Source organism: Leptolyngbya sp. PCC 6406 (genome assembly GCF_000332095.2).
Lineage (GTDB): Bacteria > Cyanobacteriota > Cyanobacteriia > Phormidesmidales > Phormidesmidaceae > PCC-6406.
Genome location: NZ_KI913949.1, coordinates 5,077,649 through 5,091,380, shown reverse-complemented (window position 1 = coordinate 5,091,380; position 13,732 = coordinate 5,077,649). Strand labels below are relative to the sequence as shown.

8 protein-coding genes are annotated in these 13,732 nt (G+C 55.5%); 1 reads left to right on the top strand and 7 read right to left on the bottom strand.

Going from position 1 to position 13,732, the window contains the following annotated elements; all coding sequences use genetic code 11:
* Positions 1-2 precede the first annotated feature (2 nt).
* The 3 genes from LEP6406_RS0222755 to LEP6406_RS33135 all read right to left on the bottom strand — a co-directional run bounded on the left by LEP6406_RS0222755 (position 3) and on the right by LEP6406_RS33135 (position 5,941).
* The gene (locus LEP6406_RS0222755; protein WP_008310089.1) at positions 3-1,823 is read right to left on the bottom strand and encodes an ABC transporter substrate-binding protein; all 1,821 of its coding nucleotides are present in this window, start codon (positions 1,821-1,823) and stop codon (positions 3-5) included.
* Positions 1,824-2,067: 244 nt separating this feature from the next.
* Positions 2,068-5,565 carry a substrate-binding domain-containing protein gene (locus LEP6406_RS30645; RefSeq protein ID WP_008310087.1) on the bottom strand — a complete coding sequence of 1,166 codons (3,498 nt, stop codon included), beginning with the start codon at positions 5,563-5,565 and terminating at the stop codon, positions 2,068-2,070.
* Positions 5,566-5,776: 211 nt separating this feature from the next.
* Entirely contained in the window at positions 5,777-5,941 is a 165-nt protein-coding gene (locus LEP6406_RS33135) for a hypothetical protein (RefSeq protein WP_008310085.1), read from the bottom strand.
* Between the two features lie 258 nt (positions 5,942-6,199).
* On the opposite strand from LEP6406_RS33135, the gene LEP6406_RS0222740 reads away from it, so the two are divergent.
* Positions 6,200-8,419 carry a phosphoketolase family protein gene (locus LEP6406_RS0222740; protein WP_008310084.1) on the top strand — a complete coding sequence of 740 codons (2,220 nt, stop codon included), beginning with the start codon at positions 6,200-6,202 and terminating at the stop codon, positions 8,417-8,419.
* A 705-nt stretch (positions 8,420-9,124) separates the two neighbouring features.
* On the opposite strand, the gene LEP6406_RS0222735 is transcribed toward LEP6406_RS0222740, so the two are convergent.
* From LEP6406_RS0222735 to LEP6406_RS0222720, 4 genes are all read right to left on the bottom strand, one after another.
* The gene (locus LEP6406_RS0222735) at positions 9,125-9,637 is read right to left on the bottom strand and encodes a DUF1993 domain-containing protein (RefSeq protein WP_008315391.1); all 513 of its coding nucleotides are present in this window, start codon (positions 9,635-9,637) and stop codon (positions 9,125-9,127) included.
* 1,289 nt (positions 9,638-10,926) lie between these two features.
* Positions 10,927-11,265 carry a type II toxin-antitoxin system PemK/MazF family toxin gene (locus LEP6406_RS0222730; RefSeq protein WP_008315408.1) on the bottom strand — a complete coding sequence of 113 codons (339 nt, stop codon included), beginning with the start codon at positions 11,263-11,265 and terminating at the stop codon, positions 10,927-10,929.
* Complete coding sequence (locus LEP6406_RS0222725; protein WP_008315407.1) at positions 11,265-11,501, bottom strand: ribbon-helix-helix domain-containing protein; 237 nt, start codon at positions 11,499-11,501, stop codon at positions 11,265-11,267. The genes LEP6406_RS0222730 and LEP6406_RS0222725 overlap by 1 nt, the downstream gene beginning before the upstream one ends.
* Positions 11,502-11,834: 333 nt before the next feature.
* Complete coding sequence (locus LEP6406_RS0222720; protein ID WP_027269363.1) at positions 11,835-12,347, bottom strand: hypothetical protein; 513 nt, start codon at positions 12,345-12,347, stop codon at positions 11,835-11,837.
* Positions 12,348-13,732 lie beyond the last annotated feature (1,385 nt).

Here is a 13,732-nt window from a genome sequence, read left to right as displayed (position 1 = left end):
GATCAATCCGTCATTGTCAGCTCATAGATATTCCACAGGGCTCCACCGAGGGCGCTGTATTGGACCCCATCGATCTTATTGCGTACCGCCCCCAGAGAGAGTTGATTCACCAGATAGGTAAAGGGTAAATACTCCTGGGTTAAGCGCTGGGTTTCCACATAGATGGCGCGGCGCTCGTCCTCATCCACCGCCTGGGCTCCCTGAATATAGAGATCGGAAATCTGCCGTTCCCAATCCGCCGCTACCCAGCCCTCTAGCGGGGTCTGGCTGGCCTGAGCCTGCTGGTTAAAGGCATGGAGAGATCCTTCCAGAGACCAGACATTGAATCCATTATTGGGTTCAATGCCCCCCGTCAGCCCCAGGATGTGGGCCTCCCAGTCCAGGCTATCGGTGAGCTTATCCACCAGGGTATTAAAGGCAATGGGCTGGAAGTCCACTTGGATACCTACCTTTTCCAAATCCTGCTTGATTTGTGCCCCCACCGATTCGCGGATCTTGTTGCCGGAGTTGGTGATCAGGGTAAAGCGGACCCGGTTGCCTTGATCATCCAGTAATTGCCCTGCTGGGTTGAACTGAAACCCATCCCCCTCTAGCAGTGCCTTGGCCTTGTCTAGGTCATGATCGTAGGTGCGGATGCCGTCCTCTGGTCCTGCATAGTAGGGACTCTGGACCGAAATGGGCGAGATCTGGGGTTCCCCTAGCCCTTGGTAAATGTTGTTCACTAGCGCCTCCCGATTGATGGCGTAGGAGACCGCTTGGCGAAAGGGGACGGAGTTGAACCAGCGGGATTTGACGGGATCGACCAAGGGTCTGCCATTGCGGCTGGCCTGGTTGAGGTTAAAGGCCAGGAACAGGGTTCCCGTAGCGGGACCACCGTTGTAAATAGTGAAATCCCCCCGCTCCTCCTCCCGCTTTAGCAGGGCAAAGCTGTCGGGGGTAGCGGCGGTCAGATCCAGGCCGCCGGAGCGGAACTGGAGCAGGGCATTGTCGGTGGATTCGATGATCTGCCACACCAGTTGCTCAATGTAGGGCTGGCTATTACCTTGGTCATCCTTGCGCCAGTAGTAGGGGTTGCGCTCAAAGACAACACGCTCACCAGGGATGTAGCGTTGGAGGCGATAGGGGCCGTTGCAGATAATCTGCTCTGGGGGAGTACTGGTGGTCCAAGTGGAGAGGAAGCGCAGATTGCCCTCACTATCGCGCTCCTCTAGACTGTTGCGAAGGGCATGGGCCGGTAGGATATCCAGCCCAGTGGTCCGGAGAAAGGGGGCAAAGGGCTCCGGCAGGGTGAACTGGACCTGGCGATCGGTTACCTTTGTGACCTCTGGCAGCAGTCCCTGTTGGCCAATGCGGAGGACATCCCGACTGCTGGTGGGAATCTCTTCGTTGTAGATCACCTCGTTGTAGGTGAAGACCACATCGTCAGCGGTAAGGGGTTCGCCATCGGACCATTGCAAGCCCTCCCGTAGCGTAAACACAATGGTGGTACCGTCTGGGGAGATGTCCCAAGATTCCGCTAGCTCTGGCACCACTTCTCCAGTGAGGCCATCCTGGGTGGTGAGCCCTCGGGTAATGTAAAGAAATACGTTGGGGGACTCGTCGTTGAGAACGGCGTTAAAGGTTTTGGGGTCGCTGAGGTTACTGGAGACAATGCGCGATGTCGCGATATCGGCGGTGGTGAATTGGGTAGGGTTGCAAGCGGCGACTGCGATCGCACTTAGCGCCACCAACCCCAAGGCCCATAGCCGTCTCCCTAAGCGCGACTGCCATTGACCCCATTGCCGTTGCACCATTCTCCCCACTTGGTGGGCTATCCTGACCATGGCTGTCCCCTCCGTGTCAGATTGCAGCTTGCGATTCCCATAACGGATTCTGGGATTCTGGTTCCTGATTATGGCAGGTGTGGCCTTACTTCGGGTATTAACTCAAGGCGGGACAACTCTCCTGGGGAGGAATTAGGAGGCAGGAGTTAGGAGTCAGAATCCAGGAGCCAGGAGAGTACTGTCTTCTGGTTGCTGGCTTCGGAATTCCTCGGAACCAATATGGCCTCAGTTGACATTGATGCCCCTACTCCGTCCCAGGGGGAGGAGATTGCAAGCGGGGGTTGCTAGGGGGTGGGGGCGGCAGCGGACGCCGGGGCGGCGGTGGCGGTGGGGTAGCACGGGGCCTGATAAACCGATCGGGGGAATCTTCGGGGATGCCTTCGAGGGCAGCGAGGACTTCGGGGGGAAGGTCACCCCAGAGATTGAACTCGCCACCGCCCACCGGGTCGGGCACATCGGGGACTGCCGCCACATCAGGGGAACCGGCAACCTCTGGGGTTACTGCCCGCCCTAAATCGGCACCCGGCGTGGAGGCTGGGCTGGGGACAATAGTGCTGAACAGGGTGAGATCATCAATGGGTTCACCATCGAGCTCTGTCCCCATCTCGCGGTCCATGTCCAAAATCGCCTGTATATTCTGCGAAGAGAGGTCCGGGGAACCCAGATTTGGGGAAAGCAGGTCTGGGGAACGGGGATCGGGGGAATTGAGATCGGGGACACCGATATCGGGCGGGGATAAATCCGGCAGAGCGGGGGGGGCTGCAATCTCCGGAGAGGGTGGTGCAGAAGCCAGATTCCCCGCTTCCAGTAGGGTCTGAACTTCGGGAGGAATCGCCATGGGGGGCGTCTCCGGATTCCCGTTAGGGGAGTCGGCCTCGGAGGGCAAATCCGCGATCGCATCCTGAAGGTCTGAGGGGATATCTGCCGAAAGACCGGGTGGGACCGCCAAGACGGGGTCAGCCCGGTCTGGAGCGTCCACCTCTGGGGCAGGGGATAGGGGGACGGCATCCGGGTCATCCCCAGGGACCGGATCGGGCCGCAGGCGTTGGGCCATACGCTCCAAGGCCGCACCGCCAGCCGCCGCACCGCTAGCCGCCGCACCGCCAGCCGCCGCCGTCAGGGGACGATAGGGGGCGCTAGTGCTGGGACCAAATTCCTGGGCCTTTGCCAGGGCCGTGCGGGCTTCCCCCTCCCGTTGCAGCCGTTGGAGGGCGGTGGCCCTGCCCTGCCAAGCCGATCCAGCCTGGGGGTTTAGCTCTAGGGCTTTATCAAAGGAGAACAGCGCTTCATCGGGGCGATTTAGGCTCAGGAGAAGATTGCCCTTGCCCACCCAGGTATCGGGGGTATTGGGATCCATCTCTAGGGCGCGATCGTAGCTTTTGAGAGCATCTTCCCCCCGACCCAGGGCAGCGAGAATCCCCCCTCGCCGTGCCATAGCCTGGGCCACCACGGCCCCCACCCCCACTAGACTCACCCCCGCCGCTAGGGCCTTGAGCCGCTCCAAATCCGCTGCTTCAATGGCCTGATTGACGCGACCTAGGGCCATCTGGAGTTGCCCCGACCGAGCTAACCCGTCTCCCTCAGAGAGGGCAGCCTTGGCCCTCACCAAATCCTTGTCGAGGGAGTTGGCCGCCTCATAGGGGCTGATAGCCGCCACGGCTGCCGGAACTGTGCCGCCGCCTTGAGTCTCATCAGCCTTAGGCATACCGCCCTCAGCATCAGAGGCCAACCCGAGGCCAGCTTCTTCCTCATCTCCCTCAGTGGCTCCATCAGCGGTTCCATCAGTGGCTTCCGCCTGCCAGCCTCGGAGCAGGAAGAACAGCAACAGCCCCAAGAGGGCCACGGGGATCAGGATCCAAATTCGGGGGGGCAACTGCTGCAATTGCCCCCACAGGGCGGAGAGGTCCAGCGGGTTCGTTCCGGTTTCGGCCTCCGATGCAGTCGCCACCAAATCGCCTGAAATGGGATCCCGCAATTGGGGGGGCGTTGATCCCGTCGCCACCACTAATTGCGACCCATCGGGGCTAAAGGATAGGGCTCCCACCGGCACCTCCCCTGAAACAATGGGATCTCCCGCCGGATTGCCATCGGCTCCCCAGACCTGGACAATACCCGCTGCATCCCCCGCCGCAAGCTGCTGGCCATCGGGGCTAAGGGCGATCGCTTTCACCGGATTCTCCAGCGTTCGAGGTTCCCCGAGGGGGTTACCCGTTCCATCCCACTGGCGTACAGTGCCATCTTCCCCCCCACTGACCAAGGTGTTATCCGGTTTCACCGCCACCGCATTCACGGGGCCGCTATGGCCCGCTAGAGCGGTGCGGGGGGTACCATCGGCGTTCCAGAGCTTGATGGTGCCATCCTTACCTGCTGTCACCAGGAGTTGACCGTCAGCGCTAGTGGCCAGATCCCGCACTGTACCCTCATGGGCGGCAAAGGCTGGGGCTAGGGGCGTCCCTTGGTCATCCCAGCGCCGTACAGATCCGTCGATGCTGGCGCTAAAAAAGCTGCCATCGGGCAGAATGCTAAGGCGGGTAACGGGGCTATCGTGGGCGGCAATGGGATCGCCGACGGGAGTGCCAATGGCATCCCAAAAGCGCACTTCGCCATCGGCTCCCCCACTGATGAGCCGATTGCCGTCAGCGGTGAATTTCAGGGCGGTGACGGGGCCGATGTGGGCTTCAAGGGGTTCCCCTGCGGCGGTGCTGTCGGCTTGCCAAAATTCAATGGTGCCGTCGCGATCTCCGGTGACAAAACCTTCCCCATTAGGGCGCATGGCCAGAGCACTGTCAGGGAGTTCCGCCGTCGCCACTTCCGCTGCCTCTGCGGCTTTGGCCGTTTGCACTGCTGCTTGTCCTGTGGGGGTGGTGGCAAAGGCGAGAAAGGCTTCCACCGCTGGGGTGGGGCTACCCCGGTAGACATAGCCCCGAGGTTGAGAATAGGGATAGCGGGGATCGTCTGGCAGGGTGCCGTGCATGGTCAAGACTCGCACGTTGGCCTGGTCGAGAACTTGACTTGCGATCCCATAGCTGACCCCGCTGTTGCCCAGAGCATTCACAACGGCGGCGGTGCTGTCCTCCTCTAGGGTGATAGCGGTGGCTCCAGTGGTAAAACCTGCCGCCTTAAATACGTCATAGTCCCCCAGGGCACGACGGGTATCGCTGGTATCGGGGCGATCGATGAACTGTAGGGGCAAATCTGGACCGCCCACCTGAGACCAGTTGGTGATTTCCCCTCGCAGCATCTGGGCGAACTGCTGAAAGGTTAAGTCTCCCTGAAAAGGATTATCGCTGCTGACAATAATGGCGATTTTTTCGCGACTGATGGGCACCTCGATCAACCCCTGAGCCAATTCCTCGTCGCTAAGGGGTCGCCCCAGGGCAACAAGGTCTACTGTCTCCGTCAGTAGGGCGGCTAGGGCTCCATCTCCCCCCTGCTCCGCTGCTACAACGGTGACATTGGGGAAGGCCGCTTCAAACCCGCGAATCAGGGTGCGGTTAATCGTTGCCATAGCAACGGAGCCATCTAACCGCAGGCGAGTATCGGCGGGGAGGGATTCCGGTAGTAAAAAGGTCGGTGTCAGGGGGGCAAGGGTATTCTCGGCGGGAGCCGATTCGGCGGGAACCGCCTCGGGGGGAACTGCCTCGGGATCCTGGGCTTCCGCCGGGACCAACCCTAGGGGTAGGGCCATCGCCGCCAACACCATCATTACCAGCAGAGAACGATTCCGTAACACCATCATCATCTCCCCCAACTCCCATTCACCCGTTGTCTGATGCTGCCCATCAGGATACTAAGGATCTGGAGGGTAAAACGCCCCTTAGCACAATCTTTTAGACCTATTGCCGGGTCGCTACCTTAGCGCTCACCCTGGATAGGCTGGGAAGGATTTGTTCGGTACTGATGCCCGGTTGGAGAAATCGAAGGAAAACGCCACTATCCTGGGGAACATTTCCCTACTGGTTAATCTCGAAGAAAAGGATCACCAATTCCAGGAACTTGGCATTTTCAAAGATGAGCAAAAAGAGAAGATAGGCCATGAGGATTGCGATAAATCCCACTGTGAACTCCGCGATCCTGACCAAATTTATGCCGAACTGCTGGGCAAAAGGTCTCATCATAGGACTGACTTAAACACGATGAACCGTTACTAACGGATGCTTAAGAAAGGTCTATCCGTTACACCTTATATATTTTAGATTAGCATTGGCTGCTACCCTCCATCGACGGCAGACTGAGGGCTGTCAGTGCGCCGCCACAGCAGTGATCCCCAAAATCCCCAGCCCAGATCAGGGGTCGCCAACCCTGGGATTGACTTTAATCAATCCATTGGCGACCATATATTTAGTAGCTCCTTCGATGCAAAAAGGTATCTGTCCATGACTGCTGTCCCTTCTAACCCCACAGCTCCCGCCTTTTGCGATGGCATTCAGCACTTTGCTGAGGCATTGCCCGACTTCGATACCTACGGCAACACCCCCGCGATCGCGGTTGGAGCCACTGCGATCGCAGATCCCAGCGACGCCACTGCGGTGTACCAAACCTTGCTGGCGGCGGACGCCCTGCGCTATCTGACCCTCCAGGTGACTGCGAGTAAGGAATCTGGTCACCCCGGTGGCTTTGCCAGCATCGCCGACACCATTGCCGCCCTGGTGATGCTGGGGTACAAGAACCTGATTACCGAAGTCGGTCACCATGCCCCCGGCTTCTATAGCACCGTGTTTATGGATGGCTCCCTAGAGGCCATGGGGATCAAAACGGTGCAGGAATTGTGCGATCGCTTTCGCGAAACCTATGGGTTGCTGGGCCACCTGTCGGGACAAATTCCCGGCCTGCTCAGCCCCGCTGGCCCCCTGGGCCAAGGCCAACACTTCGCCATGGCCGGGGCCAAACTCCACCCCGGCACCCTGTTCCCCGTCACCATCGGCGACGGTGGCTTGGGGGAACCCTACATCATGAGTAGCTTTGGCCACTTCCACACCGCCTACCCCACGGTGACCAACTTCCTCCCTATCCTGGTGTGGAACGGCTATTCCCAAGAGCACCACAGCATGGTGGCCACCCAGTCCAACGAGGCCATGGTGGCCTACTGGCGCGGCAATGGTTTTGAGGACGTGATCCTGGTGGATGCCAAAGACTTTGACGATGTCGACCAGCCCGGTGCCTATGTGGACAGCACCGCCTTTTCCCTAAAGCAGCGCCTAGCCTTCACCCAGGCGGTCCTCGCGGCCACGGACAAGGCCGCGAAATCGGCCCTGGCGGGCACCCTGACGGTGCTGATCGTGAAGCAGTTGAAAGGGGCCGGGGTCCACAAGCGGGGAGCCAAGTCCCACAATCTCTACCCCGGCGATAGTTTGGAAAAGGACTACATCGTCGATGCCCTCACCGCCCGTGCCCTCACCCCCGCCGCCTGGGATCTCGTCCGCACGAATTTTGAACGGTCCATGGGGGGACCGAATGCCCAGCAAGCGGTGACGGAATCGGTGTTACCCGTGCCGGATCTAGGCACTCTGCCCCTGGTGGAATTCCCCGTCGGGGGAGACAAGCAGGTGGCGACGACGGCCATGGGGGCATTGGTGGGGTATGTGGGCCACCAGGATCCCCAATTCATTGTCACCAATGCCGATGGCAACGCCGCCTCGGGCATCAACAACATCAACCAAGCCCTGAAGATCATCCACCCCATCGTCGATGACGCCTATTTCCAAGGGCCGGGGGGACAGGTCTATGAGCCCCTAAGTGAGGATGCCTGTGCCGGATTGGCAGCGGCCCAAGCCCTATTTGGGGCTCGGACCCTGTGGTGTTCCTACGAATCCTTTGCTATCAACGGCTTGCCCATCTGGCAGACGGTGACCCAGGCCATGGCGGAATTGCGCCGCCCCACCCCGGCCACGGTGACCCTGTTCACCGCTGGAGCCTTGGAGCAGGGCCGCAATGGCTGGACCCACCAGCGCCCGGAAATCGAGAACTATTTTGCCGCCATGATGCGCAATGGCAATGTGTTTCCCCTGTTCCCGGTGGATGCCAATGGCATCCAAGTTTGCTACGAGTGGGCCTTGGGTCAGCAAAACAAGGGTATTACCATTACCGCCAGTAAGTCGCCGTTGCCGATTCGGATGACCCTGGAGCAGGGACGGCAGGCGATCGCTACCGGAGCCCTAACCTTGCAAACCACCCCTGGCGATAAAACGGTCGTCTTTGCGGTCATCGGCGACATGACCCTAATTCCTGTCCTTGCAGCGGCGGAACAGTTGGCCACTCTGGGCATTGGTAGCCGGGTGGTGGCGGTGGTCAACCCCCGCCGCCTCTATCGCCCCAGTGATGTCGCCTGGGAAACCTGCTCGGAAGCCGATGGCAGCTTCCTGTCTGATGCTGACTTTGCCGCTCTATTTGGGGGGGATGCGGTAATTGGGGTCACTGGAGGCTCTGGGGCCATGCTGGAACCCGTCCTCCTTCGCGCCACCGCTCCCCGTGACCTGTTTGCTTGGAAGCGAGGGGAAACCACCGCCTCCGCTGGTCAGCTAATGGCCCTCAATGGCCTGACAGCGGAGAACTTCGTCGCTAGAGCCAAGGCACTCCTAGTGCAGCGTCAAGCCTAATTTTTAGGGTTCCGTAGGGTGCATAACGCTAAGGCGTGGCTTCGCCCACGCGAAGCAATGCACCGCAGGATGGCCGCGCTACACATCAGGGGTAACCCTAAGGGATGTGCGTCTAAATAAAGTACCGGAACCGTTGAGCACTGGTAGGGTGCACAGCGCTAAGGCGCGGCTTCGCCTTTTATGTCGCTTGCGAAACGCGAAGCAATGCACCAATAGGCAAGGTGGCAATTGGTACCTTATTTTCTTGCGAGTCCCTAAGTTGGAGTCTTGACAGAGCACTAGGTTAATCTGTGCTTTATACGGCTTCAGATTATCTGCGGGTTGACTGATGAATGAGTCCCCCCCATTCTGGGGGGAGACCGAAATTTAAAGAGGGTACATCCCACTTTTGTCATCGATTGCATAGGCGAAGATTGCATGGGCAAATCATCATCTTTTCTCTGACCGGGTTTTCTACTCTCTCGCGATCATGGCTAAATCCAAAAAATCCGAAGATGTTCCTAATGCAATGGCAGTCAAGTTTGACAGCATTGTGAAACTAACCAACGAATTTGCGCGGCAACATCTCAATGACGAGTACGCCCAACTGAATCAGCATCAACAGATAATCTTTAGACTACCGTGCCGGACTGGAAATTGAGCCGCATAACATTTGAGTTAAGTCAGGGTCCTACAGCGGACTCGGCTTGAACGAATAGTTAGGCTTTATGCCTGCCTAACGAATGGCACCAAGTGCATCATGTAATCCCGTTTTCCAATTGGGACACCAGCCATACGGAGAATATCGTAAGCCGTGACCATATGGAAGTAGAAGTTTGGAATCAGAAAGTCGCTCACATAGGCGCTGCCAGACAGCTCGACGTAGAGACTCTGCCCTAGGTCGATTCGCCCAATCTCATCGAGTTTTGCGTCTTCGGCGTTAATGCCCGAAAGGAGTTCTTGAGTATCTTCAATATGCTCGTATGCTTGTGTAAGAGAAATAACTTTCGGATCCAGATTATTCGCAGGTTTTCCGTTACACCAAAGAGCAAAGTTGCGTGGTTGATTGCAGGTAAAAGCGACTTGTGTGCCAAAAGGAAACATATCAGCCGCAATACGCTCCTGCAAGAAAGATTCACTCCCATTGAAATGTGTTTGAGCCGACTTCAAGAGGTGATCGAGAGTTGTTAGGCGGCTTTGGAAGATAGTTTTGATCGAATCCATATTCTGACTTGGCATCTTGTAATCTCCTGAAACCTATTTCAAAGAGCCTAGCTATATTTGGAATCATTTGCAGTCGGGTCAAGGAGGAAGTTTTAAATATTGCTTCCTCCCTCCCCTCAGAACCGTGCATATGACTTTTCTCCGCTGGAGACGCTTCGCGAACACCGTACACGGCTCAAGCAATGTCTTGAGATTCAGTGTCTCTGATTCTTAACAACCCTTGCGGGCTGTCCTGACGGTTACGTTTGCAAACCGAGGTTTACACCTAACTTTTCCCAATCAGTTGAGTTTCATCTCACCTGCATTCAAGCTATCACCTGTCCCATGTCTGCACCCTTGCGGGTTGGGCATTTGCCCTATCCGTCGTGTTATGGATTCCGCTTGCCTTATAGCCCTTCGGGCATGGCTTCGCTAGCGGCTGGCAGCATTATGGGCTCCGCTCACGCTTCGCGAGCGTTATCCTTAGCAATGCATCAACGAGTGCAAGACCTCTGTGCCAAGCCAGCTAACGGTGAAGTTGTGCGGCGGCAGACAAACTCGAACTCAGCACCAAGGTTTCTCGCCCGTCCGTATCAACGCATGTGTACGCCCAGCATGGGCGTGAACTAATGGGGTGAAAGTCCCCTGTGGGAGAACCAGCCATCCAAATGCTCGCAAGTCATAGGAGCCGAGAGATGGACAACCACTAGCTTAAGGCAAGGGCGTTTCCGCGAGGGAGGGTCTGGAGGAAGCCAGCGGCAAAAGTGCGAGCCGACGGACAGAAACGTCACAGAAGGCCGAGTCTCTGGGGCGAGTTGGCACAACACAACAAAGCCCGTTGGTTCAGGGGATACGGTAAATGACGCGGTTGCGCATGGACAGTTCACGTTCTTATCTGGGGAGATCTGCCTTCTTGGCAGTCTTTGAGGCTAAGGGAGTCTGATTGAGGTCTGGCCGGAAACGGCCAGGTAGCCACAGAACCCTACGGTCATCAAGGCGGCCCGACGGTTGGCAACAACCGCCGTCGGAGGCAGAAGTCAGCCGAGGCCATAGTAGTCAAATGCTGGTCTGTAATGGACCAGACAGGGCGAAGGGCCGAACCATGGAAAGCAGAGAGGAGCCGCCGGGGCTCGTTCTGAGCGTTGAACCCGTTCGGGGGAGCTATAGGAACGGCGCTTAATGGTGTAGCCAGCTTTGGGAGTCAGAGTCGAAAGAATCTTGACTTCTAAACCTTTCTGAGGAACCGCCCGGTGCGGACCCGCATGCCGGGTGGTGTGGGAGGGGGAGATCGTGAGGTTTTCCCCTATCCCGATTAGCTGGCGTTGCTAGAGATACAAAATTGTTCGCAAACCCTCATCTACCTCTTCTTGCAAGTAGTCTGTTAGGGAACCAATCCGTTCAACCAAGAACGTCTTATCAATAGTGAAGATTTGAGAGACATTTGCAACAGAGTCTCTTGACAAACCTGATCCCCCACGAGGCAATAGTACATTACCCGGTGCTTCCGCTAACTGAATATTTGAAGTGATAATGACGACGATAACTGTACTAATCCGGCTCTGAGTAAAGGTATCATCTTGAATCACCAAGACGGGACGACGATATCCAGGTTCTGAACCTACCGGATTGGGTAAGTTTGCCCACCAAATTTCTCCCCGATGCATTACCAATCCTCGTGGGGCAAAGACATAAACTGCATCCTTGCCATCACTGGATCAAGTTCAGAGGACTCTGTAGCGTAGACTTGATTCAATTTGAGCAAGATCTGATCACGGTTGTACCTTTTCAGATATGCCTGTAACGCTTTTGTATAAAGCTCACTGCGCGACACCCCTAACTGCTGAGCGAGTACTTCCGCCTCTTCAAAAACTGAATCTGGAAGTGAAATTGCAGTTTTCATAATGACCTTAACTGTAATTCTTACTCTTTAGTTATACCTTGGCTATACCAGGACTGCAAGAACCAGCACGCTGAGATAACAGCAGATAGCTCTTCTGTACGTCTCGAGCCGAAAAAAGGAGCCAGCTAACGTTTCGGCTGAGCGGCTGTAAAGAGTCCTAAATTTCCAGCAAATTTTGATAGTCCGCTCCAGCCGAGTTGTTAGACTGCTGATTCAGTATCATCTCCAAGCACCTTAATGCCTCAAATATAAATACATTTTCGAATTCCCTCTACAGTCATTCACACATTTTGAATAAGTAATATCACAACGATAACTTAGCTAATCGTTCGATTAGAATGCTTTTTTGATTCCATCTGAGTAGGGGCTTAGAAAATAAGAAGCTAAACTAATAGTTAATCCTACAACCACACCGATCCATCCAACGACCAAGAGACCAAGAAAAGGCGATCCCAAAATTATAGTCCACTGAATCGCCTGAAAAACGTGATTTCTGTGGCGAGCAGCACGATAAATGTTTGCCATTTGTTTTGTGCTGGTAGATGGATTTAATAAGTTTTTGGGAGTTTGATACTCGCCTTGATCATTTACGTACGAAATATCAAGTACTGGGTTTGCAACATGAAATATTCCTAAGGGATCAATTTTTATGTCCTCGGACAAAGGCTCGATAACCCCAGGAAGATTCGATGTTAGGCGCAGTAGTTTATTTCTAAGTCTTCTTGGCATCCTTAGCTTCATGTTTATGCAACCATACTCATCAGCATTTTCCTCCAAGAGCAATTCTTTGCCGTAATAAATTCGGCATTTGCTTTTTGGATAGAGTCCGTTGATATGAACTTCCATCTGACTCAAAACCCCTTGTACGAAATTAGGCAATGCCAGCATTAATCGTTAGTAAGAGCGGTCGGGTAACGGAGGAGGTTTTAGATATAAGTAGGTCGATACATAAAGTTCGAGATGTGTTAAGAACAGTAAACTCTCTTGAATCCTTGCGTACAGGCTGTTTCAAGCGATCAAGCCTATGTTCATAAGCCTCGGATTAATTAACCCGATCTACTTAGCCCCCTCCCTCCCCTCAGAATCGTGCATACGACTTTCACCGTACACGGCTCAAGCAACGTCTTGAGATTCAGTGTCTCCGATTCTTAACAACCCTTACGGACTGTCCTGACGGTTACGTTTACAAACCGAAGCCTGTACCTAACTTTTCCCGCCAGTTAAGTCTCATCTCACCTGCATTCAAGACGATCACCTGTCCCACGTCTGCACCCTTTTGGGTTGGGTATTACCCTATCTGCCCCGTTATGGATTCCGGTTACCTTTCGGTTGGCAGCTTTACGGGCTCCGCCCACGCTTCGCGAGCGCTTCTTGGGACATCTTCCACTAGAGGGTTCAGCTTTGGTTGCCCATCGCTTACCTAACCATGACGGCATTGCCAGGACTCTATTGGGGTTACCTCGTTCCGCACGGGGTGGAGATATGGTTGCCTTAGGACTCCTCTTTACTCCGGGGGCGGGGTGTTCGCGATGGATATTTGGACGCTATCCATTCCCATATGCCCCAACATGCTCGTTTCAGCCCTTTCGAGCACCTAAATTAACGAAGCCTCTTCAAGGATTCACTCACGTTATCCTTAGCAACCTTGCCCTAGCCCTCTTAATTGGTTTGGCTCCAAGCTTGTTGGACATTTAACCTCGTCTGCTGATACTGCCCTCCCATTACTGGCCGAACATTCCGAGGCGGACATCTGCCTGAACACTGGCAGGGAAAGGGTTTTGGAGCCCTTTCCAACTCCCCCGAACGACTTCGAGTCGCGCACCTAACTCTTTATTAGAGGGAATCGTTCTGTATAACACCCCTATAGGGGTGATTAGGTGGAAATCTGTCAGCCTAACATCCCGTATCGGGTGATTAGGTGGAAATACGTCTGCCTAACACCCCTATAGGGGCGATTAGGTGGAATGCTTCAGTATAATTATCCCTCCTGAACCTGTTTCGGCTGGTAGCCTCCGGGGGCGGCTCTGCCGCCTGGGGTCAGGATAGCCAGTCTGAGGGTATGCCCGTTGATGCTGCTCTAAAACCGGATGAATCACCACCTTGCGGCGATCGCTGGCATCGCGATCGCGCACTCTAACAGAATTATGCACCACAGGCTCAACCCCAACCGCCGAATCCAACGCTGCCCTTGTCTCACAGCCATACCAGCACCATCCACTTCAAAATCTAAA